Below are 22,628 nucleotides of genomic sequence, written 5' to 3'. Positions count from 1 at the left end.
CGTGGTCCCGTATCCACCTGTGCGATCTTGCCGATCTTGAGATCCGCGATTGCGAGGTCAGCGGCCTGAAGATCGTCGACTGCTACGGGGGCGACGTCTACCTCTGGGGCCGTCGACAGAGGGCTTTTGCTGTTCCGGCAACAATAGTTGCCAGCAACGAAGGGGTGGGACGAGTATCTCCGGTGAACGGGAGGTGTGTCTCTTGACCAAGACGAGAACACGCGCCGAGACCGCCGAAGACGGCGGGCGGCACTATGACGTGGTGGTGGTGGGCGGCGGAGCCGCCGGGCTGAGCGGGGCCCTGGCCCTGAGCCGCGCGCGGCGCTCGGTGCTGGTGGTCGACGCCGGCAGCCCGCGCAACGCCCCGGCCGCGAACGCGCACAACTACCTGGCCCGCGAGGGAACGCCCCCCTCGGAGCTGCTGGCCGCGGGCCGCGAGGAGGTGTCCGGGTACGGGGGCGAGATCGCGCGGGACGAGGTCGTCACGGCCGAGCGCCTGGACGCGGGGGACTTCCGCGTCACCCTGCGGGACCGGCCCCCGGTCACCGCGCACCGGCTGCTGGTGACCACCGGCCTGGTCGACGAGCTGCCGCAGGTGACGGGGCTGGCCGAGCGGTGGGGACGGGATGTGCTGCACTGCCCGTACTGCCACGGCTGGGAGGTCCGCGACCAGCCGATCGCCGTCCTGGGCGACGGGCCGATGGCGGTGCACCAGGCCCTGATGTGGCGGCAGTGGAGCTCACGGGTGACGCTGCTGCTGCACACCGCGCCCGAGCCCGGCCCCGAGGAGTACGAGCGGCTGGCCGCCCGTGACATCGCGGTGGTGAAGGGCAAGGTCGACGCCGTGGAGGTGGGCGACGACCGGCTCACCGGTGTGACCCTGGCCGACGGCCGCACGGTTCCCTGCCGGGCCGTGGTGGTCGCGCCGTACTTCGCCGCCCGTTCCGGTGTCCTGGCGGACCTGGGGCTGGAGGTCACCGAGCAGGAGATGGGCGGGCACGTGATCGGCACCTTCGTCGCCTCCGACCCGATGGGGGCGACCGCGGCGCCGGGGGTGTGGGTGGCCGGAAACGTCACGCTCCTGACCGAGACGGTGATCGGAGCCGCCGCCGCGGGGCTGCGGGCCGCCGTGGCGATCAACAGCGACCTGATCGACGAGGACACCCGCCGGGCCGTCGACGCCCGCAGGGACGGCCGATGAACCGGTCCGGTACCTCGGGGAACGTTCCGACGGTGAACCGGACCGGCACGATGCCGAGGGAACGTTCCAAGGATCGGCCCGGAATTCACACGGGACCCCGAGGAACGGCCCGCCCGTGAACCCTTTCCGTACGAGAGCATCAGGAAGGACCGCACCCATGACCCACGACACGCACGGCACCCGAGACGCCCAGGACTCCTACGACACGACCGCCGAGGAGGAGTTCTGGAACGGCCGCTACGGCGAGAGCGAACGGATCTGGAGCGGCGACCCCAACGGGGCCCTGGTCGGGGAGGTCTCCGGCCTGGAGCCCGGCAGCGCCCTGGACCTGGGCTGCGGTGAGGGAGGGGACGCGATCTGGCTGGCCCGGCAGGGCTGGCGGGTCACCGCCGTCGACATCTCCCCGGTCGCCCTGGAGCGCGCGGCCGGGCACGCGGCCGCCGTCGCCGGGGACGTCGCCGGTCGCATCGACTGGCAGCGGCACGACCTGGCGACGTCCTTTCCCGAGGGGGCCTTCGACCTCGTCTCCGCGCAGTTCCTGCACTCCCCGGGCGACATGCCCAGGGAGAGGATCCTGCGGGCCGCCGCCTCGGCGGTCGCGCCGGGCGGGGTGCTCCTGATCGTCGGGCACGCCGGACCCCCCTCCTGGGAGAAGGAGCCCGACGGCCGGTACGGGTCGCTTCCCACCCCGCAGGAGGTGTTCGAATCCCTCGGCCTGCCCGCCGGGCGGTGGGAGGTGCTGGTCAGCGAGGAGCACCCGCGCACCCAGATCGGCCCCGACGGGCAGCCGGGCACCCGTACGGACAACACCCTCAAGGTCCGGCGCCTGGCCGGGTGAGGCCGCCACGACGGCCGGGCGTCCTTTCCCCGGCACCTCTCGCCCGGTGTCGCCGCCTGCCGTGACGTTCGGCGGCGACCCGGCGAACCGGCGATCAGGTCAGGTGAACGGGGAGAGGGCGAGAATCCCGGCCGCGCCACCACGGCACGAGCTGGACGACACCGAACGCGACCTCGGCGACGAGGAACGCCCACAGCAGCGGGGTGGCGCCACCGGCCAGCGCGTACGCCTGCCAGGTCGCGAACAGCGTGCGCGCGGCGCCGTCGAACAGTCCGTGCACCGGCAGTGTCCTGACGATGCGCAGCAGGGCCCAGACGACGACGGCCGACCCCATCAGGTTCGCGTACAGGGTCAGCATCGGGTCGGGGGGCGGCAGGACGCCCAGGCCGAGCGCGCCCCCCAGCGACGACAGCGCGCCGTGCAGCAGCGCGTACGTCCACGGCGTCGCGAATCCCGCCGTGACGACGAGGTCGTACCAGGCACTGGCGCGCACGACGCGACGATAGACGGGTCCCGAGGGGGCGGAACGGGGGATCACGATGAGCCTCCTGCTGGTGTCGCTGCGGACGGCTCACGGTAAAGGGTGGAGTACGCTCCAAGGTCAAGCCCGCGATCCCGACGGAGGGTCATGCGCATCGGAGAACTGGCCGCGCAGGCGGGGATGACCACGGACACCATCCGCTTCTACGAGAAGATCGGTCTCGTCGCGGGCCGGCGGCTGGCCAACGGTTACCGCGACTTTCCTCCCGAGACGGTGGCCTGGCTGCACTACGTCCGCACGGCGCAGACGCTCGGGTTCACCCTGGCGGAGATCGCACGGCACGGCGAGGAACTGAACGACGCGCCGGACACCGCGCGGGCGCTGTCCGCGTTGTTCGAGGAGAAGATCCAGGTGGTCGACGCGCGCATGGCCGAACTCGCCGCCCTGCGGGCCGAGCTCACCGCGCGCGTCGGCACCGGATGCCCGCTGCGGGCGACCGGCCGGGCCGCCGGGTCCGGCGCGGCGGGGACGTCTCGCCCGTCCGGGACGTCCCCGCAGACGTCCTGAACGTCCTTGTAGACGTCCGGGACGTCTTCGCGGACGTCCGCGGACGTCCGGGACGTCTGTCAGGCGGGCCGCGCGGCGGGTGCCGGGGCAGTGGCCTCGCGGGCCTCGCGGGCCTCGCGGGCCTCGCGGGCCTCACGGGTCTTGCCGGCCTCGCGGGCCTTGCCGGTCTCGCGGAGGATCAGCAGGCCGGTGACCGCGATCAGTGCCGAGGTCAGGCCGTGGACGCCGAGCGCGGCGACCGTGGAGCCGTGGTGGGCCAGGACGTTGACCATGTCGCCGAACGGGGCGACGGCCGTCATCAGCAGGACCCAGCCCAGGGCACGGCGGTGGCCCGTCACCAGCAGGACGCCCATGGACAGGCCCATCGCGATCTCGCGGCTGCCCTTCACGACGGGGAAGCCGCTGTCGTCGGAGGGCCAGTCCGGCAGGCCCGGGAAGGACGTCCCCAGAGGAAGGACGAAGGACGACCCGAGGTAGAGGGTGAACAGGACGACGGCGGTGGCCAGGACGGTGTTGAGCCTCTTCGGCGACATGGTCGTTCTCCTTCGATGTTCGGACCGCGCGGGAATCGGACCGGGCAGGGTTCGGACCGCGCGGGATTCGGGCCGGGCAGGGTTTTCAGCCGCGGATGCCGCGGACGCGGCGGACGCGGCGGATATGGCGGGCGTAGCGGGGGCGGCCGACGACGTGCCAGATGACGCGCACCGGGATGGGAAGGCCGCCGAGGACGACGGCGCGCTCGGCCGGGTTCGCGTCCTCCAGGACGGCGCCGAAGAGCGTCAGCAGGGTGAGCTTGGGAGTGTTGTTCACCAGGTGGTCGCCCAGGGAGGCCCACTCCCGTTGGGTGACGTGCTCGGCCGCGAGCGGGAGGAGGGTGGCCTCCTCGTCGTCGAGGTGTTCCAGCAGGACCGCGTGGTGCTCGGAGAGGGCGGCCACGAGGGTGTCGCGCTCGTCCGCGCCCGCTGCGGCCTCCCAGGCGGGAACCGCGGCGTCCAGCCTGGTCAGAGTGGCCGCGACGCGTTCGTGCTGGGCCTGCATGCGCAGGACGATGTCGGCCTCCAGGTCCACCCGGGACAGGAGCGGCGGCCACAGCAGCTCGTCCTCGCCCTCGTGATGGTTGTGCAGGCCCGTGCGGTAGACGCGGAAGTGGCCGGCGATCACCCTGGCGCGAGCGGTGTCACCCGGCACGACGGCCGCGACGAGTTCCGTCAGCAGCCGTGACTCACGGCGGAGCACGCGGTGGACGATCTCCATGTCCTGGGTGTCGACGCTCATCTGTCCTGCTCTCCGTCGGTTGCGATGTGTTCAGGCTGCTCCCGGGTGTTTGGAGGTTGCTTGGAGCTGATTTGGAACATCTACGTACGATGTGCAGATCATGGTCTTCATCCGGGTGCTGGGCGCGTTCGCGGCGGAGGTGGACGGTGCGGCCGTTCACCTCGGCGGGCCGCGGCAGCGGGGCGTGCTGGCGCTGCTGGTGGCGGCGCGCGGGCAGGTCGTGCCGGTCGACCGGATGATCGAGGATCTGTGGCGCGGGGAGCCGCCCGCGCGGGCGCTGATGTCCCTGCAGGTGTACGTGTCCAACCTGCGCCGGCTGCTGGAGCCGGGACGTCCGCCGCGCACGCCGGCCCGGCTGCTGGTGAGCGCGGCGCCGGGCTACGCGCTGCGGCTGCCACCGGAGGCGGTGGACGCGTGGCGGTTCGAGGACCTGCTGGGCCGGGCGCGTACGGACACCGACCCGCGTGCCGCGCAGGCCCGGCTCGCCGAGGCGCTGGGGCTGTGGCGGGGACCGGCGTTCGCCGAGGTCGCCGACGAGCCGTGGGCCGCCGCCGAGACGGCCCGGCTGAACGAGCTGCGCCTGGTCGCCGTCGAGCTGCGCGTCGCGGCGGGTCTGCGCGGCGGCGACCCCGCCGCGGTGGTTCCCGAGGCCGGGCGGCTCACCCGCGACGAGCCCCTGCGCGAGGAGGGCTGGCGGCTGCACGCCCTGGCACTGTGGAGCAGTGGCCGCCAGGCCGACGCGTTGGCGACGCTCCGCCGCGCCCGCGGCATCCTCGCCGAGGAGCTCGGGCTCGACCCCGGCCCTGACCTGACGGCGTTGGAGGAGGCGATCCTCACCCGGCGCACGGACGTCCTGCGCGAGGCCGTGCCCCCGCCCCCGCCGACCGCCTCGCCGCGGGTGGCCCCGCTGCCGGGGGCGGCCCCGATCGCCGGGGCGCCGTTCGTCGGACGCGAGGCACAGCTGTCGGCACTGGTCGCGGCCGCCACCGAGGCCGCCGCCGACGGAACCCGGATCGCCCTCGTCACCGGCGAGGCCGGGCTCGGCAAGTCGACGCTGCTGTACCACCTCGGCAGGCGTCTCGAACGTGACGGGTGGCTGGTCGCCGTCGGCCGCTGCCCCGACGTCGACGGCGCGCCGCCCGCGTGGGCCTGGGCCGAGGTGCTGAGAGCCGCAGCCGCGACCACGTCCCCTGGCGGGTTCGCGGACGACCTCGCGCCGCTGCTCACCGACACCGGACCGGCGGGCGACGACGCCACCGCCGGGCGGTTCCGGCTGAGCCGGGCCGTGTGGAGGTGGCTCGCCGCGGTCGCCGCGGAACGCCCGGTCGCCGTCGTGCTGGACGACCTGCACCGGGCGGACGCCGCCACGCTGGAACTGCTCGGCGGTGGCCTCGGCACACGGGCCCCGATCCTGGTCGTCGCCGCGTACCGCGCGGACGAGAGCGGGCACCTCACCGAGACGCTGGCCTCCCTCGCGCGCGCCACGCCGCTGCGCCTGGCGCTGCCGGGGCTGGACGACGAGGCCGTCGCGGAACTCGTACGGACCGAGTGCGAGGCCGACGAGGAGACCGTCGCGGGGATCGCCGAACGCACCGGAGGCAACCCGTTCTACGTGCGCGAGAGCGCCCGGCTGCTGAACGGCGAAGGCGCGCTGGTCGCCCTGTCCGAGGTCCCCGAAGGCGTACGGGACGTCCTTCGCCGCCGGTTCGCACGCCTGCCCGAGGGCGGCGTGTCCATCCTCCGGCTCGCCGCGGTCGCGGGCCGGGAGAGCTCGGTGGACGTCCTCGTGAAGGCCGCCGACGCCGACGAGAACGGCGTGATGGACGCGCTGGACGCGGGCGTCGTCGCCGGGCTCCTCGACGAGCCCGGCCCGGGCCTCGTCCGCTTCGTCCACGCCCTCGTCAGGGACACGCTCATCGCCGACGTCAGCAGGCTGCGTGCCACCCGGATGCACGCCCGGATCGCCGCCGCCCTCGAAGGCGGCGGCGACATCGCGGCGCTGGCCCACCACCACGCGCGCGCCGGCTCACCGAAGGCCGTCGGCCACTGCGTCCGGGCCGCCGAGCTCGCCGAGGCCCGCTACGCCCACGACGTGGCGGCCGCCCTCCTCGCCGACGCCGTCACCACCTCGACCGGCCCGGACGAACGCGTCGAACTGCTCGGCAGGCTGCTGCGCGCGCAGATCAGGGCCGGAGCCGTCGCGGCCGCCCGCGAGACACGCCGCGAAGCCGTGGAGTACGCGGAGTCCCTGGGCCGCGACGACCTGATGATCGCCGCGTTCACCGCGTGGACGGAACCGACCCCCTGGCAGGCCCGTACGTACGGCACGGTGGACCGGCCCGTCGTCGAGCGCCTGAGCCGCCTGCTGAAGCGCGGATCGGCCCCTTCGGTGCGGTCCCGGCTCCTGACGGCGTACGCGCGCGAACTGGTCGGCGAGGACGACCCGACGGTCGCCGAGGCGGCGCGGGAGGCACTCGAGCTCGCCACCGACCCCCGGCAGCGGGCCGCGGCACTGGAGATCCTGGCCGAGGTCCACGGCGACGCCGAGCTCTGCCGGGAGCTCGTGGAGATCGGCATCGAGCACGACCTGCCGGTCTACCGCGTCACCGGGCTGCTCAACCACGCCGCCGTCGCCGCCGCCGCCGACGACCCGGTGACCATGCGCCGGGTGATCACCGAGGCCCTGGAACTCGCGCGTACCTACCGGATGCGCGAGGCGATCGCCGTCGCCGAGATCACGCTGGCGACCCTGGCGCTCGTCGAAGGCCGATTCGCCGACGCCGAGCTCCTCTACGTCCGGGCCGACGAGGACATGCGGCGCATCGGATCGGTGCACACGGGCTTTCTCCAGCTCGCCCTGGCCACGGTCCGGCTGAACGAGGGCACGCTCGGCGCGCACCTGGACGACGTTCGCGCCCTTCACGCCGTGCTCGGCCCGATGGTCTGCGACCTGCTCGCGCTCGCCCTGCACGCCGACGGCCTGGACGCCGAGGCCCGCGAGGTCCGCGCGTCATCCGGCCCGATCCGCCCCGACTTCTTCTTCACCTTCCTGGCGACGTTGCGCGCGACGGCCGTCGTCGCCCTGAACGACCGCGACGCCGCCGAGGAGGTCTACGCGACGCTGCTTCCGCATCGCGACGGCCCCCCGGCGGGCGCCGAGAGCCTGTCGCTGGCGCTGCGCCCGGTCGCCCACACCCTCGGCGAACTGGCCGTCCTCCTCGGCCGCACCGACGAGGCCGCCGCCCACTTCGCCCGGGCGGCCACCGTCGCCGACCGCTGGAACGCACCCCACTGGGCCGCCGAGGCCCGGTCGCGAACGACCACCTGCCGGCCGTAGCCGAACCCCGGCCCGTCACCGCCCACGACCCCGCCACGCCCCCGCCGTGGACGCCTCGCGCTCGCCCGCTTCCCGTGCGGGGCCATGCCGTCCGGCCCCGTCTACCGGGCCGGCTCGGCATGGCCGCCGCCGAAGACCTCCTCGACGAGCCTCCGCGTGGCCCTCTGGAACGCCTCGCCCAGGGACGCCTCGACGTCGTCCACGTAGTTCAGCGAGGCGGTCAGGATCCTGCCGCCGCCGGGGGTTCCGTACATCAGCGCCGCGTGGCCCGCGAAGCCTCCGTTGTGGGAGACGAGCGTGCCGCCGTCCTCCGTGGTCAGCACGAACACCCCCAGGCCGTAGTCCATGCCCGGTGCGCCCGTCGGGTACGGGGTGCACATCTCGGCCAGCAGCGGGGCCGGCAGGAGCCTGCCGCCCAGCAGCGCGGAGAGGAACGTGTGCAGGTCCCGGGTGGTCGAGATCATGTCGCCGCCGCTGGAGATCCAGGAGGGGTTCTGGAGGGTGACGTCGACCGTCCTGTGCTCGCCGGCCTCCTCGTACCGGTAGTAGGCGTGGGCGTGCGGCTCGGGGACCTCCGGTCCGGTGGTCGGCGACGTGGTGCCCGTCAGCCCGAGCGGCTCCAGGATCAGCCGCCGCATCTCCTCGGCGACCGGGCGGCCGGTGACCTTCTCGATCAGCAGTCTCACCAGCACGTAGTTGGTGTTGGAGTAGCTCCAGGCCGTCCCGGGCTCGAACCGCGCCGGCCTGGACAGCGCCAGTTCCACCAGCTCCTGCGGCTGGTAGGTCGCGAACCGGTTGTCCACCCACTCCCGGCCCGCGGTCGTGGCGGGGATCCCCGGCGTGAACGTCCCGTCGTCGTAGTACTCGCCGGTGAAGTTGAACACCCCGCTGGTGTGCCGCAGCAGCATCCGCACCGTGATCCGCTCGTCCAGCCCGAGGTCGGGCAGGTAGTCCGCCGCCGGGGCGTCCAGCTCGATCGTGCCCTCGGCGACCAGTCGCAGCACCAGGGCCGCGGTGAAGGTCTTGGTGTTGCTGCCGATCCGGACGTGCCCGTCGAGGGGCGGCGGGGCGGTCCCGCCCAGCCCGGCCGTCCCGGCGCTGCCGGCCCACGTGCCCCGCTCGTCGTGCACGCGCAGCGTCATCCCGGTGAAACCGGAGTCGACGATCTCCTCGATGACCTTCCGCAGCTCCGGGCGGTCCTGGTCGGTCAGGGTGACGGACATGGTGGTGTGCTCCTCGGGAGGTGTGGGGGATTCGATCGGACGGTCAGGGTCGCCCGGGGGCGTCCCCCTCACAGGCTGCGGGCGGTGACGTCGCCGTACGCGGTGGTCGCGTGGATGGTCAGGGCGGCGTCGGCGCCGTCGGTGTTCCTGAGCGCGTTGCGGATCCGGCCGTGGGTGGTGCCGGCGTCCAGGGTGGCGGAGACCCCGCGGGCGGCGCCGACGGAGATCTCGCCGGACTCGGTGCGCAGCGTGACCGTGCCGCGCACGGCCTCGGTGACGCGGAGGTCGCCCTTGCGGGTGCTGATCTCCGCCGGGCCGCCCAGGCGGCCGACCGAGAGGTCGCCGGCCTGCAGGGTGAGGCGGGCGCTCGCGGTCTCGTCGAGCGTGACCGAGCCCTGCGCGCCCTCGAAGACGACGTCGCCGAGCCGTCCGACGCCGCGGAGTTCGGCGTCGGACGTCGTCGCCTCGACGCGGGAGCCGGCGGGCAGCCGGACCGTGACCTCGACGGATCCGGAGGCGCCGAGGAGTTGGTTCCTCGCCTCCGGGGCCTTGATCCGCAGGACGCCGTCGCCGTACGCGACCTCGGTCCGCTCGGCCGCCTTCACGTCGCGGCCCTTCGAGGCGTTCGCGGGGAGGACCTCGACCACGGTGTCGGCCCGGTCGGCGGCGATGAACCGGATACGGCCGGCGGGGATGTCGAGGACGGCGGTCACCGGGGCGGGGGTGTCGAACTTCTGCATCGTGAGCTCCTGGGGTTCGTTCTTTCCGACGATGGAAACACTACGTTGCATTTCCGAATACAGCAATCGTCTCGTTGCGCTCGCACGACATAAATACAGATCAGAGCCAGTAATCTGTTGCAATGGCTTTGGATTTAATGCAATGATCACTGCTCTGAACGTTGCAATGACGTGAGAATGAACGCTATGCTGAGGACACCTGAGACCACGAGGGGGACCGCGATGCCGGGAGGCAGACTCACCCAGCAGGACCGCCGTCAGATCGCCCTGGGGCTGGCCGAGGGTCTCGCCTACGCGGAGATCGCCAGGGGCCTCGACCGCCCGACCTCGACGATCACGCGTGAGGTGATGCGCAACGGCGGCCCCACCGCCTACCGCGCCGACCTGGCCCACCGCGCCACCGAACACCGCACCCACCGCCGCAGAGGCGCCGCGCCCCGGGCCCCCGGCACGCCGCCGCAGGAGCACGGACGCGACGCCGAGGCCGTGCGCGAGTACGAGGAGGTGTTCGCCACCGTCTTCATGCAGTCGGGCCTGCCCAGGATGACGGCCCGGGTGCTGGCCGGTCTCTACACCACCGACAGCGGCAGCCTCAGCGCCTCCGAACTCGCCGGCCGCCTCCAGATCAGCCTGGCGTCCGTCTCCAAGGCGATCACGTTCCTCGAGGGCCAGGGACTCATCCGCCGGGAACGCGACGAACGCCGACGCGAGCGCTACGTCGTCGACGACGACGTCATGTACCAGTCGACGATGGCCAGTGCCCGCGCCACCGCCCACCTCGGCGAGATCGCCCGGCAGGGCGTCGGCATCATCGGCCCCGGCACCCCGGCCGGCGCCCGCCTGGAGAACATCGCCCGCTTCGTCGAATTCATCTCCGAGAGCATCGCCCGCGCCGCGGACCATGCCCGCGACATCCTCCACACGAAACCCGGAGCGACCCCGGACTGAACCGCTCCGGCCTCGACGGAGGTTCCGGTGTGTGGTCTCCACCGGCCCCGGCGCGGTCCGAGCGCGCGATCACACCTCTCCAGGAGAAGGCGCCGCGGTTTCCCGCCGGTCACCGTCGTCCTCGGCCCCCGCGGTGAGTCCACGACCACACCGGCGCCCGCCGAGGAAGGCCGGCGCGATCGGGTCCCCCGCCCCCTCCCGATCACGCCGGCCCACCCCCCCCGACCCCCGCCCCCCCGACCCGGTGAGCCACATGGCCACCGGGGCGACACCGGGCGTGCGCACGCGTCGGCGCGCGGGCACACCCCGGCGCACGAACACCACGCGGCCGGATCCGGTGAGGTGGATCCGATCGCCGGTCATGGCCGCTCGTGCGAGACACCAGTGAACAACGCCCGCACGCCGCCACGGAAACGATTCGAGGGGATTCGAATCCAACGGCGCCGGTGTTATCGTCTGGCCATGATCCGGTTGGAGTTCGGCGTGCGGACGCTGGGCAGGACCCGGCTGTCGGTCTCTCCGGTCGCGGAGGCCGTGGAATGGCTGAAGCTGGTCGCGGACGGCCGGCGGCACCCGGTGTTCGGTGATCCCGGACCCGCCGCCAGAGGCGTCCTGCGGCACCCGGACGTGGCGCTGGTCGTCGATCTCCTGCCACCCGCGGGACGCGACTACACGCCGGACCTGCTCACACCGAAACCCCGGACCGGCTCGTGGAAGGAGATCCTCCACACCCAGATCGCCGAGATCGAGGCGACCGGCCAGGACGACGTCGACGCCCAGGTACTGTCCGGCCTCCAGAAGCACTGGGGTCGTCCCCTGTCCCCGCGGGTCCGGCGGCTCGCCGAGTCCGGGCGCCTGCAACCGCGCCTCGCCGCCGGCCTCGACCGGTTCTGGCACGAGGCGCTCCACGACGGCTGGCCGTCGCTGCAGTCCGTCCTCGACGACGACATCGCCGGACGGTCGAAGATCATCGCCGAGCACGGGGTCGGGCGGATGCTGAGCGAGGTCCACCCCAGGGCCGGCTGGAGCGGCGACGCCCTGACCATCGACAGCCGCTACGACATCACGCTCGACCTGACCGACCACGACGTCGTGCTGACGCCCACCGTCCTGAACCGGACCGAGCTCATGTTCCAGCTCGACGACGCCGCGCAGGTGACCGTGTACTACCCGGCCTGCCGGGCGGGCGTCACCGGCCGCCGCGACCCCGCCGAGCTCACCGAGGTTGTCGGCACCGCACGCGCCGCCCTCCTGGCCGACCTGGGGGTCGCCCGCTCGACCGCGGAACTGGCGGGCAGGCACTCGGTGGCGGCCAGCACGGTCTCCTACCACCTGGGCGCCCTGCACCGTGCCGGGCTCGTCGCCAGGCACCGGGACGGCCGGCGCGTCCTGTACCGGCGCACGCGGCGCGCGGACGTGCTGATCGACCCCTCGTGACGGCGGGGTCCCGGTGGCGGTGCCGGTCGGGCCCCGGTGACGGCCGGGATTCCGGAGGACGGGACCGCTCGCCACGACGGGGGCACGGGCCCCGGGACGGCCCACTGCCGATCTTCGTGGCCGCCCGCGGCCGTTCCCGGTGACGGGCGGTCAGGCGTGGCCCCCGGAGAGCAGTCCCCTGTACCGGCGGACGACCGGTTCCAGATGGTCGGCGTGCGGCCCGTCGAGGCGCGCGAGGCCGGCGGGGGAGCCGACGAGGGCGATCCGGTCCAGCTCCGGGTCACGCCCCCGGGCCCTCTCGCGGGACACCACGGCCGCGAACCGTTCACGCAGGAACCGCTCCGGCCGGCGGGGGGCCAGGAACAGCACGCCGACGTTCCCGTTGCCCTCGCGCGTGACCAGCCACCGGGTCAGGTCGCCGGGTGCCGTCTCGACACCGGTCTCCTCGGCCAGCTCCCGGGCCGCGTTCCGGCGGAGCACGGCCTCGTCGATGACCGCGCACTCCTCGGGCGGCTCGACGGACCCTCCCGGAAGCTGCCAGCGACCGGGATCGGCCGTGGAGGGCGACATCCTCCCCACCAGGAGGCGCCCGTCGTCCGTCGGCTGCGCGACGCTGACGAACAGGTTCGGAAGCCACGACGTGGCGCCCGGCACCAGGCGCAGCGCGTAGAGCCGGTAGGTCGTCCTCACCCAGGACAGGACCAGCCCGTCCGGCCCCTCCCGTTCCATCCCCGCGCACGACGCCACCGGCCCGTCGAACAGGCTCGGGTTGGCCCGCACCGCCTCGTCCCACGCGCGGTTCATGACGACCAGCTCGTCGGCCGGCACCCGCGGCACGGCGCCCTCGACGAGACGGAGCCGGCGGACCTCCAGGAGTTCGGCCCCGGAGGGTCTCAGCGCTGCCTCGGTCATCGAATAACTCCCATGGATACTCCGGCCTTCAGGCCGGGGAGGAAACGGGAGCGGGAAGGCGCTCCGGCGCCTGGGCGTGCCTGGACCCGCACGACCCGCTTCACCCGTTCCACCCACCACCTAACTGACCTTGCCATATCGTGCGAGGCATGGCACAGACCGTGAAGCGGGCCTTCACGTTCCGCTTCCACCCCACGAACGAGCAGGCAGCGGAGCTGTCTCGCACGTTCGGCTGCGCCCGCCTGGTCTACAACAAAGCCCTCCAGCACCGCACCCACGCCTACACCATAGAAGGCCGGAAGCTCTCCTACGTCGAATCGTCGGCCACGCTGACCGAGTGGAAGAAAACCGGCGACCTCGCGTTCCTGAACGAGGTGTCGTCGGTCCCCCTCCAGCAGGTGCTGCGCCACCTGCAGTCGGCGTTCGCGAACTTCTTCGCCAAACGGGCCAGGTACCCCACGTTCAAATCCAGGAAGAAGTCCCGCGCGAGCGCCGAGTACACCCGTAGCGCCTTCCGCTGGAAGGACGGTCAACTCACCCTCGCGAAGATGGACACGCCGTTGAACGTGGTGTGGTCGCGCCCCCTTCCCGAGGGGGCGGCCCCGTCCACGGTGACCGTGTCGAAGGACGCGGCCGGGCGGTGGTTCGTGTCCATCCTGTGTGAGGACCGCATCTCCCCGCTTCCCGCGACCGCGAACGTGGTCGGCGTGGACGTGGGGATCACGGCGCTGGCGACGCTCTCCACCGGGGAGAAGATCGTCAACCCTCGGCATGAGCGGGCCGACCGCAGGAAACTGGCCAAGGCTCAGCGGCGCCTGGCCCGTAAGGAGAAGGGGTCGGCGAACCGGGCCAAGGCCACACTCAAGGTGGCGCGGGTGCATGCCCGCATCGTCGACCGCAGGCGTGATCATCTGCACAAGGTCACCACGCGTCTCGTCCGTGAGAACCAAACGGTCGTGATCGAAGACCTCACCGTGCGCAACCTGGTCAGGAACCACACCCTGGCCCGCGCCGTCTCCGACGCCTCCTGGCGTCAGATGCGCACCATGCTGGAGTACAAGGCGCAGTGGTACGGGCGGGAGCTGCTGGTGGTGGACCGCTGGTTTCCCTCCTCGAAGCTGTGCTCGGCGTGCGGCGCCCTCCAGCACTCCATGCCACTCAACGTCCGGGAGTGGGTGTGTGCCTGCGGCGCCTGCCATGACCGGGATGTGAACGCAGCCAAGAACATCCTCGCCGCCGGGCCGGCGGAGAGGTGAAACGCCTGTGGAGCTGACGTAAGACCTCAACGAGAGTCCTCCTCTCGGGCGGGCGGTCGGCGGTGAAGCAGGAACCCTCACGGGCGACCGTGGGAATCCCCTCCCTTCAGGAAGGGGAGGATGTCAAGCTCGCACACGGGTCCTTCCGGGCCGGTCGGCCGTACGGCGATACGAGGTCCGAATCCAGCCTTCATTGCTCGTCTGAATCCCGCCAGCCCGCGATCGCGCCCCCCTCCTAGCTTTGTCCGCGTGAGAAGCCCCTCATCGGGCTCCACGTGGAGAGCCTCGATCGAGGCTCGGCGAAGGGACACCTATGGATCTGCAGCTTTCCGGTCGCGTCGCGGTCGTCACCGGCGCCTCCAAGGGCATCGGCCTGGCCGTCACCCGCACCCTCCTGGCCGAGGGGGCGCGCGTCGTGGCCGCCTCCCGCAAGAGCACCCCCGAACTGGACGAGCTCGCCGGCGACCACCTCGTGCACGTACCGGCCGACCTGATGGACCCCGAGGCGCCCGGCCAGGTCGTGGCGCGGGCCGTGGAGGAGTTCGGCGGGCTGGACATCCTGGTCAACAACGCCGGAGGCCCGCCCCCCGGCGTCTCCCTGCCGCGTTTCTCGTTCCTGACCCCCACCGACGACGACTGGCGGGCGATGTTCGAGTTCAACCTGTTCTCGGTCGTACGGGCCGTCCGCGCTGCCGTCCCCCCGATGCTCCGGCGGGGCGGGGGAGCGATCGTCAACGTCTCCTCCGGCAGCGCCCGGCAGCCCGCCCCGATGAACGTCGACTACAGCGCGGCCAAGGCCGGGCTGAACAACCTCACCAAGGCGCTGTCGGAGGAGTTCGCGCCGCAGGGCATCCGGGTGAACACCGTGTCCCCGGGCCCGGTGCGGACGCCGTGGTGGACCGAGGAGGGCGGCGCCGCCGACATCATCGCCGCCCAGGCGGGCACCGACCGCGACAGCGTGCTGGACCGCGTCGCGGTGGAGATGATGCGGCTGACCACCGGGCGTCTCGTCGAGCCCCAGGAGGTCGCCGACGTGATCGCCCTGCTCGCCTCGCCGCGCTCGGCGAGCACGACCGGCGCGGACTTCGCCGTCGACTCGGGACTCCTCAAGGAGATCTGAGGTCGCCTCGCCCGTACCGGTGCAGCGCCTCCACCTGCTCGTAGGAGGGGACGCCGTCCGGGACCGGCTCACCGGCGGCGATGTCCCGCGCCGTGGTGACGGCGGCGTGCAGCGCCGCGCGGAACAGCAGCGAACCGTAGCTGATCCTGGCCACGCCCAGCTCGGCCAGCCTGCGCAGCGGGATCTCCCGCTGGACGAGCACGTTCACCGGCACCCCGGCCCCGGCGACCAGCGTCTCGATGTCCCGCTCGGTGTTCGCGCCCGGCACGAACACCCCGTCGGCCCCGGCGTCGGCGTAGGCGCGGACCCTCGCCGCCGCCAGCGCAGGGGCACCGGGAAGGCCGAGCCAGAACGCGTCGGTACGGGCGTTGAGGAACACCTCGGGCACCCGCCGCTTGACCACGCCGATCAGCCGCGCCTGGGCCTCGACCCCGGCCAGCCCGGCGCCCCGGCCGTCCTCGAGGTTGATCCCGGCGATCCCGAGACCGGCCAGCTCGGCGACCAGGTCGGCCACCTCGCCGGGGCTCCGGTGGAAGCCGTCCTCGACGTCCACGCTCACCGGCACCCCCAGACCGGCGATCGAGCGCGCCAGCGCCACGGTCTCCTCCCGGGTCGCCCGTACGGCGTCCGGTTTGCCGGCCGCCGCGGCCACCCCCAGGCTCGTCGTCCCGATCGCGGCGAACCCCGCCCGCGCCAGCGCCGCCGCCGAGGCGTGATCCCACGCGCAGGGCAGCAGCAGCGGCTCCTCGCCGTGGTGCAGGGCCTCGAAACGGGCGAACGTCATCGCAGCACCGCCTCGACCGTTCCGGCGGCCAGGGCCAGCGCGACCCGCCGGGCGGGACAGGCCCGCGGGCCCGCGCCGAACGTCAGGGAGGCGTGCTCGTCCCCGGGTGCCCGGCCCGGCTCGGGGAACGCCCGTGGGTCGCGGTTGGCCGCCGCGATGTCGAGCACCACCTCCCGCCCGCCGGGTGCCCTGCGGCGCAGGGCACGGACCGGAGGATCGTCACGCAGCGTCCTGGCCAGCAGGCCCTCCACCGTGCCCCTCGTGTTCACCGTGTCCGCCCTCCCGGCGGCCAGCGCTGCGCGGACCAGTCCCGCGGTTGCGCCGCACGCCTGGGCCAGCAACCCCGCCAGCACGGCCAGCCGCTCCGGGGCGGGCTCTCCCAGCAGCCGTGAGAGCAGGGCCACTCCCGCGTCGGCCGCCTCCCTGGCCGCCCCGCCGTCGTCGGCTCCGGGTACCGGCAGGTACAGCGGGGCGACCGCCGCGACGGCCTCCACGGCCCGTGGCCCGTCCTCGGCCGGTACGCCCAGCGCGACGGCCAGCACCAGCACCGGGATCAGTTCCACGGGGCAGGGGAGAGGCCCTCCCTCCGGGGAGGCGAGCCGGAAGGCCTCGGCGCGCAGCGTGCCCGGGTCCAGCCCGGCCAGCACCGCCTCACCCGCGGCTCGCCGGGCGGCGTGCTCGGCTCCCTCGGCGAAACGGCCGACGGCGCCGCGCAGCCACGCCACGGTCGGCGCCTCCGGTGCCTGCGGGGGGCGCGGTACGGGGTCGACGGTGAACCGGGGATCGGCCAGCACGGCCCGTACCTCGGCATGAAGGTTCACCACCAGGGGATCCGATGTCATGGACCAGAGGCTAGGGGCCGGACGTTTCGGTGCCGGCCGAAACGTCCGCGCGTGCCACGGTGCCCCGCGATCACCCCACCGGCCGCCGTTGCCCGCCCTTGTCCATCCCTCGCTCAGCCGCGCCAGCCGCCCTCGTCCACCCCGCCGGGCACCTCCGCCTCCGGGTCGTAGGGGGTACGGGTGAAGACGAAGGTGTTGAGGTCGAGGTGGCTGAGCGAGCCGTCGTGCCGGCGCACCACGCGCAGCGTCTCACCCGCGTAGTACCCGTCCTGCCCCAGCCAGGTCCCGTCGTCCTGGGCGGTGAACCGGGAGGCCCGGCCCGTGCCCGCGACGGGGTTGAGGGAGACACCCCCCTCGGGCAGCAGCCGCAGCGCGTACGCGCTGGGACCCCAGTACCACGGGCCGGTCAGCTCCAGCAGCCCCGCGGTGTCGGCGACGGGCTTCCACTCCTCGGGCAGGTGCGGCTCGTGCTCGTCGAGGATCGCCAGCAGGTCGGTCAGCAGGCCGCGGCCGATCCCCGCCGTGGAGTTGGCGGTGAACAGCACCCCCACCTTGTCGGACGGGTCGGCCCACACCGTGGCGAGGAAGCCCGGCATGGAACCGGTGTGACCGGCCAGGCGGCGCCCGCCCGCGCGGGCCAGTTGCAGGCCCAGTCCATATCCGGAGGTCCAGGCGTCGCCGTCGTCCACGGTCGCGGGCTCGCGCATCTCCGCCACCGTGTCCGGGGCGAGCACGCCCTCGGTGTCGCCTGCCACGAACGCCGCCCACCGGGCCAGGTCGGCCGGGGTGGACCACAGCTGCCCGGCCGGGGCCATGGCGACCGCGTCGTGCTCGGGCTCGGGCAGCAGCACGTCCGCCCAGGGGTGCACGGCGTAGCCGAGGGCGTGCGGGGCACGGGGCCGGGGCGTGGTGTCGTTCATGCCCAGTGGCCGCAGGATCTCCTCCAGGACGGCCCGCTCCCAGCTCATGCCCCGGTGCCGGGCGACCAGCTCGCCCAGCAGGGCGAAGCCCAGGTTGGAGTAGTGGAAACGGCGTCCGGGCCGGTGCTTGACGGTCTCGGGCCCGAGACCGTCCAGGAGCTCGCCGGCGGGCACGCCCGGGGTGCGCTCCCACCACGCGCCCGGCGACTCGGCGCTCAGCCCGGAGGTGTGCGAGAGCACCTGGGCGACGGTCACCCCGCCGATCCGCGGGCCGGGCACGTGCTCGCCGATCGGGTCGAGCAGGTCCACCCGCCCCTCGTCACGCAGGCGCATGACCACGGCGGCGACCAGGCTCTTGGTGATCGAGCCGATCCGGTACTGGGTGTTCGGGGTGGGAACGATCCCGTCCACCCGGCCACGCGCGCCGAACCAGGCGATCTCGCCGTCGCGCACCACCGCGGCGGTCAGCGAGGGCAGGCGGCCCCGCGACTGTTCCACCGCGATCCTGTGCAGCAGCAGCCGAGCCGTACTCTCCAGAACCGGCGACATCAGAGGGCTCCTCCCGAGGTGAAAAAAGTGCCCCCAGGCTAGTGGCGGGCGAGCCCGGAGAGCATGGGGGGCACCTCTCCCCGGTGCGTCACCGTCAGCCTCCGGGTCGCCCGGGTGATCGCCACGTAGAGGTCGTTGCCGCCCATGGGGGCCTGGGTCAGGATCTCGGCGGGTTCGACGACCACCACGGCGTCGAACTCCAGGCCCTTGGAGGCGGTGACGGTCAGTACCGCGACGGGGGAGTCCAGGACGTCACCGGAGGCGGGGAAGAGTGCGGCGATCCGGTCGTGGCGGGCGTCGGGGACGATGACGGCCAGGCGGCCCTCGCCGATCTCCGCCAGTTCCTCCTCGACCAGCGCCACCAGCGCGCCGGGACCGGCGGCGGCCCCCATAGCGGCTTCGGTGCCGGCCCCGGCCCCGGCCCCGGCCCCGGCCCCGGTGCCGATGTCGGTGTCGGTGTCGTCCCGGTCGTCCGGTCCTCGGGGGGAGACACCGGGGGAGAGGGGGGCGTCCAGGTCGAGGCGTACGGCACGGGGTGGGCTCCCGCCCTCCCGTACCGACTCGGGAGGGTGCCGGTCCGGCGCCACGGCCGCCAGCACGTCCGCCGCGACCCGCATGATCTCCACCGGGGTCCGGTAGTTGACCGTCAGCGTCTCCTGCCGCCGGCGGCCCCTGACGTAGGGATCGAGCATCTCCCCCCAGGAGCGGGCCCCGGCCGCGGAGCCGGTCTGCGCGATGTCCCCCACCACGGTCAGCGACCGGGCGGGGATCCGGCGCATCACGGTCCGCCAGGCCATCGCCGAGAGCTCCTGCGCCTCGTCGACGATGACGTGCCCGTACGCCCAGCGCCGGTCGGCGCGTGCCCGCTCGGCGGTGGTCCGGGCCGGGGCGGGCGCGCGGTGGCGGTCGGCCAGCGCGCCGGCCACCATCATCCCGTCCTCCAGCAGGCCGGTGAACTCCAGCACGCCCAGCGCGTAGAGCTCCTCGTCGTCCGCGCCGTCATCGTCGTCTCCGGCCTCACGCAGGGCCGGGCCCGCGGCGGCGGCGACGTCGTCGTCCTCGCCGAGGAGTTCGGCCGCCTCGTCCAGCAGCGGCACGTCGCCGACGGTCCAGGGCCCGCCGTACGGCCTGAGCAGGGCGGCGCGTTCGGCGCCGGACAGGGCGGGGGCGGCCGAGCGCAGGGCCTCGGGGGAGGCGAGCAGGTCGGCGATCAGCCGTTCCGGGGTGAGCGCCGGCCACAGTGCGTCCAGCGCCTCGCGGACCGCGGGCTGCGACCAGAGCACCTTGCGGGCGTAGCGCAGGTCGTCCTCCTCCAGCGGGCCGTCGAGCCGGACGGCCTCGTCCACGGCCAGCGCCCTGAGCATGTCGACCAGGAACAGCCCGCGGGCCACGTTGTGCGGGTGGCGCACGTTCGCGGCCCGGTCGCGGGCGCGCACGCAGGTGTCGTGGTCCACCGTCAGCGTCATCCGCTCCACCACCACCTCGATGCCGTCGCGTACGGAGGTCCGCACCGGGATGCTCACCTCCAGGTCGCCCTCGGGCACGCGCCGGCGGTCGGCGAGCGCCGCGGCCACCACGCCGGCCATGCGCGGATCGCCCTTGACGACCGCGGCGGCCGGGGGGTCGGCGGCGACGGCGTGCACGCCGGGATGGAGCTCGCCCAGGCTGGAGAGCACCACGTCGGTCTCGCCGAGCGAGGGCAGCACCTGGCCGATGTAGCGGGAGAACAGCGAGGTGGGGCTCACCACCAGCACGCCCCGCCGTTCCAGGACGTCGCGGTGGGCGTACAGCAGGAAGGCGGCCCGGTGCAGGGCGGCGACGGTCTTGCCGGTCCCGGGACCGCCCTGGACGACCAGCGCGCCGGCCAGGTCCGAGCGGATCACCCGGTCCTGCTCGGTCTGGATGGTGGCCACCACGTCGCCCATCCGCCCGGTGCGCCCCCGGCGCAGGGAGGCCATGAGCGCGGCCTCGCCGACCAGCGTGCGGCGGTCGCCGTCGCTCAGGCGGTCCAGGTCGAACACCTCGTCGTCCAGTCCCACCACGTCGCGGCCGCGCAGGTGCAGGTGACGGCGGCGGACCAGGCCCTCGGGGGTGGCGGGCGTGGCGGTGTAGAAGGGGCGGGCCGCCGGGGCACGCCAGTCGGTGAGGACGATCTCGCGGTCGGCGTCGCGCAGGCCGATCCTGCCGATGTAGAGGGTCTCGCCGCCGGTGTCGTCGATCCTGCCGAAGCACAGGTCGCGTTCGACGGCGGACAGCCGTGCCAGGCGGCGGGCGTGCTCGGCCGAGGCGACCTCCCGTTCGATCCTCGCCTGGCGCGGGCCGCCCGCCTCGCCGCGCGCGTACTCCGCGCGCAGCGCGACCTCGGTCTCCCGCCTGACGGTGTCGAGACGTTCGTAGAGCCTGCCGACATGGGCCTGTTCGAGGCGCAACGCTTCGGCGAGAGGGGAGGCGTGTTGACGACGCTCCATATCTTTGATAGACTCCTGTCTAATGGGCTACCTGTTTTTGACGCGCACTTAGTGTAGCCCTTTCCGGCTGGATCTCCCGTGATCGACGGAGAACCGCGGCCGATCCCGAGGTGACACCCACCCGTGGGGAGCCGAGAACGCCGACGTGCGGCAAACGGACGATTCCTTGATCTGCGCGCGCGTAGGATCGGCGTCATGGCATTGCGACTTGTTCAGATTGCGATGAACGCCAGGGACGACGCGGCGGTCGGCCGGTTCTGGGCCGAGGCGCTCGGCTGGGGCCTCTCCGGCGAGGGACCCGGCGTGACCAACGTCGAGCCCGAGGATCTCACCTATCCCGACCCGGCCGCGGTCTACATCGACGTCGTCGCCGTCCCGGAACCCAAGACGGTGAAGAACCGCGTGCACATCGACCTCGCCACCACCTCGGCGGCGCACCAGGCGGAGCTGGTCGCGCGCCTGAAGGAGCTCGGCGCCACACCCGTCGACGTGGGCCAGGGCGACGTCTCGTGGGTGTGCCTCGCCGACCCGGAGGGCAACGAGTTCTGCGTCCTGGAGACGCGGGAGATGCGGCTGGACACCGGGCCGATCGCCGGGGTGGTGGTCGACTGCGCCGACCCGCGGGCCATGGCCCGGTTCTGGGACGAGGCGATGGACTGGACCCTGAACGAGGTGGACGACGATCACGCGGTGCTGCGCTCGGCCAAGGGCGTCGGCCCGTATCTGGACTTCGTCCGCACCCCCGGCACCAAGACCGTGAAGAACCGGATCCACCTCGACCTTCGCCCCTACCCCGGTGACGACCTGGCGGAGGAGGTGGCCCGGCTGCGGACGCTCGGCGCCGTCGACGTCGACCTCGGCCAGGGCGACGTCCCGTGGACGGTCCTGGCCGACCCGGAGGGCAACGAGTTCTGCGTCCTCACCCCGCGCTGACGCGGAACCTCCCGGTCACCGAGGGCGCGGCCGGTGTCCCGGCAGGACCCTCGGATCGCGGGCCGGCACCCCGCACGGCGCGTACGGGAACCGTCAGATCTCCTCGACGCTGCTCGGCTCGCGCCGGGACAGGTCGATGCCGAGCTCCTCCGCGGCGCGGAAGACGTCCTCGTCGGTGTCGCGCATCTCGATGGACATACCGTCGCTGGAGAGCACCTCGACGTTCAGGCACAGCGACTGCATTTCCTTGATGAGCACCTTGAACGACTCCGGGATGCCCGGCTCGGGGATGTTCTCGCCCTTGACGATCGCCTCGTAGACCTTCACCCGGCCCTGCACGTCGTCGGACTTGATGGTCAGCAGCTCCTGCAGCGCGTACGCCGCGCCGTAGGCCTCCAGCGCCCAGACCTCCATCTCACCGAAGCGCTGGCCACCGAACTGGGCCTTACCGCCGAGCGGCTGCTGGGTGATCATCGAGTACGGGCCGGTCGACCGCGCGTGGATCTTGTCGTCGACCAGGTGCAGCAGCTTCAGGATGTAGATGTAGCCGACCGCGATCGGAGAGGGGAACGGCTCGCCCGAGCGGCCGTCGAACAGCCGGGCCTTGCCGCTCTGCCCCACCATCCGGTCGCCGTCGCGGTTGGGGACGGTGCTGTCCAGCAGGCCGATGATCTCTTCCTCGCCGGCGCCGTCGAAGACCGGGCTCGCCACGTTCGTCCACGGGTCGACCTCGGCGAAGCCCTTGTCGCGCAGGCGTTCGGCCCAGGCCTCCTCGATGCCGGAGATGTCCCAGCCGC

General features: G+C 73.2%; 18 protein-coding genes and 2 pseudogenes. 9 read left to right on the top strand and 11 right to left on the bottom strand.

The features are described 5' to 3' along the window. Positions 1-202: 202 nt before the first annotated feature. Positions 203-1,201 (top strand): NAD(P)/FAD-dependent oxidoreductase, encoded by a 999-nt coding sequence (locus ACLQ2R_RS36525; protein ID WP_425965989.1) that lies wholly within the window; start codon positions 203-205, stop codon positions 1,199-1,201. A gap of 157 nt (positions 1,202-1,358) precedes the next feature. Continuing rightward, positions 1,359-2,039, top strand: coding sequence for a class I SAM-dependent methyltransferase (locus ACLQ2R_RS36520; protein ID WP_425965988.1), 681 nt, complete (start codon positions 1,359-1,361; stop codon positions 2,037-2,039). A 94-nt stretch (positions 2,040-2,133) separates the two neighbouring features. Here ACLQ2R_RS36520 and ACLQ2R_RS36515 read toward each other — a convergent pair whose 3' ends face one another. Beyond that, positions 2,134-2,532 carry a hypothetical protein gene (locus tag ACLQ2R_RS36515; RefSeq protein WP_425965987.1) on the bottom strand — a complete coding sequence of 133 codons (399 nt, stop codon included), beginning with the start codon at positions 2,530-2,532 and terminating at the stop codon, positions 2,134-2,136. Positions 2,533-2,667: 135 nt separating this feature from the next. On the opposite strand from ACLQ2R_RS36515, the gene ACLQ2R_RS36510 reads away from it, so the two are divergent. Further along, positions 2,668-3,087, top strand: a complete 420-nt coding sequence (locus ACLQ2R_RS36510; protein ID WP_425965986.1) for a MerR family transcriptional regulator — start codon at positions 2,668-2,670, stop codon at positions 3,085-3,087. Positions 3,088-3,146: 59 nt separating this feature from the next. On the opposite strand, the gene ACLQ2R_RS36505 is transcribed toward ACLQ2R_RS36510, so the two are convergent. Continuing rightward, positions 3,147-3,620 carry a DUF4267 domain-containing protein gene (locus tag ACLQ2R_RS36505; protein WP_425965985.1) on the bottom strand — a complete coding sequence of 158 codons (474 nt, stop codon included), beginning with the start codon at positions 3,618-3,620 and terminating at the stop codon, positions 3,147-3,149. Positions 3,621-3,705: 85 nt separating this feature from the next. Further along, a complete protein-coding gene (locus ACLQ2R_RS36500) occupies positions 3,706-4,362 on the bottom strand; it encodes a hemerythrin domain-containing protein (protein ID WP_425965984.1) in 657 nt (218 codons plus the stop codon). Positions 4,363-4,462: 100 nt separating this feature from the next. On the opposite strand from ACLQ2R_RS36500, the gene ACLQ2R_RS36495 reads away from it, so the two are divergent. Beyond that, positions 4,463-7,699 carry a BTAD domain-containing putative transcriptional regulator gene (locus ACLQ2R_RS36495; protein WP_425965983.1) on the top strand — a complete coding sequence of 1,079 codons (3,237 nt, stop codon included), beginning with the start codon at positions 4,463-4,465 and terminating at the stop codon, positions 7,697-7,699. Between the two features lie 101 nt (positions 7,700-7,800). Here ACLQ2R_RS36495 and ACLQ2R_RS36490 read toward each other — a convergent pair whose 3' ends face one another. Continuing rightward, positions 7,801-8,922 (bottom strand): serine hydrolase domain-containing protein, encoded by a 1,122-nt coding sequence (locus tag ACLQ2R_RS36490; protein WP_425965982.1) that lies wholly within the window; start codon positions 8,920-8,922, stop codon positions 7,801-7,803. 68 nt (positions 8,923-8,990) lie between these two features. Then, complete coding sequence (locus ACLQ2R_RS36485; RefSeq protein ID WP_425965981.1) at positions 8,991-9,662, bottom strand: DUF4097 family beta strand repeat-containing protein; 672 nt, start codon at positions 9,660-9,662, stop codon at positions 8,991-8,993. 222 nt (positions 9,663-9,884) lie between these two features. Between ACLQ2R_RS36485 and ACLQ2R_RS36480 the strand changes: the two genes are divergently transcribed. Both ACLQ2R_RS36480 and ACLQ2R_RS36475 read left to right on the top strand, forming a co-directional pair. Beyond that, positions 9,885-10,610, top strand: coding sequence for a helix-turn-helix domain-containing protein (locus ACLQ2R_RS36480; RefSeq protein ID WP_425966049.1), 726 nt, complete (start codon positions 9,885-9,887; stop codon positions 10,608-10,610). 462 nt (positions 10,611-11,072) lie between these two features. After that, positions 11,073-12,047, top strand: a complete 975-nt coding sequence (locus ACLQ2R_RS36475) for a hypothetical protein (protein WP_425965980.1) — start codon at positions 11,073-11,075, stop codon at positions 12,045-12,047. Positions 12,048-12,197: 150 nt separating this feature from the next. On the opposite strand, the gene ACLQ2R_RS36470 is transcribed toward ACLQ2R_RS36475, so the two are convergent. After that, positions 12,198-12,959: an NUDIX hydrolase gene (locus ACLQ2R_RS36470; RefSeq protein WP_425965979.1), complete on the bottom strand. Its 762-nt coding sequence runs from the start codon at positions 12,957-12,959 to the stop codon at positions 12,198-12,200. Between the two features lie 149 nt (positions 12,960-13,108). Between ACLQ2R_RS36470 and ACLQ2R_RS36465 the strand changes: the two are divergent. Further along, positions 13,109-14,304: pseudogene (locus ACLQ2R_RS36465) on the top strand (RNA-guided endonuclease InsQ/TnpB family protein); the annotation flags it as partial. Positions 14,305-14,528: 224 nt separating this feature from the next. Beyond that, positions 14,529-15,335 carry an SDR family NAD(P)-dependent oxidoreductase gene (locus ACLQ2R_RS36460; RefSeq protein ID WP_425965978.1) on the top strand — a complete coding sequence of 269 codons (807 nt, stop codon included), beginning with the start codon at positions 14,529-14,531 and terminating at the stop codon, positions 15,333-15,335. Here ACLQ2R_RS36460 and ACLQ2R_RS36455 read toward each other — a convergent pair. From ACLQ2R_RS36455 to ACLQ2R_RS36440, 4 genes are all read right to left on the bottom strand, one after another. Next, positions 15,322-16,119 carry an isocitrate lyase/PEP mutase family protein gene (locus tag ACLQ2R_RS36455; RefSeq protein ID WP_425965977.1) on the bottom strand — a complete coding sequence of 266 codons (798 nt, stop codon included), beginning with the start codon at positions 16,117-16,119 and terminating at the stop codon, positions 15,322-15,324. The two genes, ACLQ2R_RS36460 and ACLQ2R_RS36455, sit on opposite strands and share 14 nt — an antisense overlap. Next, on the bottom strand, positions 16,116-16,961 hold the full coding sequence (locus ACLQ2R_RS36450) for a cytochrome P450 (RefSeq protein ID WP_425965976.1): 846 nt from the start codon (positions 16,959-16,961) through the stop codon (positions 16,116-16,118). The genes ACLQ2R_RS36455 and ACLQ2R_RS36450 overlap by 4 nt, the downstream gene beginning before the upstream one ends. Before the next feature lie 113 nt (positions 16,962-17,074). Beyond that, positions 17,075-18,430: a serine hydrolase domain-containing protein gene (locus ACLQ2R_RS36445; protein WP_425965975.1), complete on the bottom strand. Its 1,356-nt coding sequence runs from the start codon at positions 18,428-18,430 to the stop codon at positions 17,075-17,077. Positions 18,431-18,468: 38 nt separating this feature from the next. Next, positions 18,469-20,898, bottom strand: coding sequence for a HelD family protein (locus ACLQ2R_RS36440; protein WP_425965974.1), 2,430 nt, complete (start codon positions 20,896-20,898; stop codon positions 18,469-18,471). 195 nt (positions 20,899-21,093) lie between these two features. Between ACLQ2R_RS36440 and ACLQ2R_RS36435 the strand changes: the two genes are divergently transcribed. Further along, positions 21,094-21,831: a VOC family protein gene (locus tag ACLQ2R_RS36435; protein WP_425965973.1), complete on the top strand. Its 738-nt coding sequence runs from the start codon at positions 21,094-21,096 to the stop codon at positions 21,829-21,831. A gap of 93 nt (positions 21,832-21,924) precedes the next feature. Here the strand turns inward: ACLQ2R_RS36435 and ACLQ2R_RS36430 are convergent. Beyond that, positions 21,925-22,628, bottom strand: a pseudogene (locus tag ACLQ2R_RS36430) (DNA-directed RNA polymerase subunit beta); the annotation flags it as partial.

The organism is Streptosporangium sp. DT93 (assembly GCF_049844535.1).
In the GTDB taxonomy this organism is placed as follows: Bacteria; Actinomycetota; Actinomycetes; order Streptosporangiales; family Streptosporangiaceae; genus Streptosporangium.
Note: the sequence above shows the minus strand (reverse complement) of the source record. Positions and strands in the feature narration are given on the sequence as shown.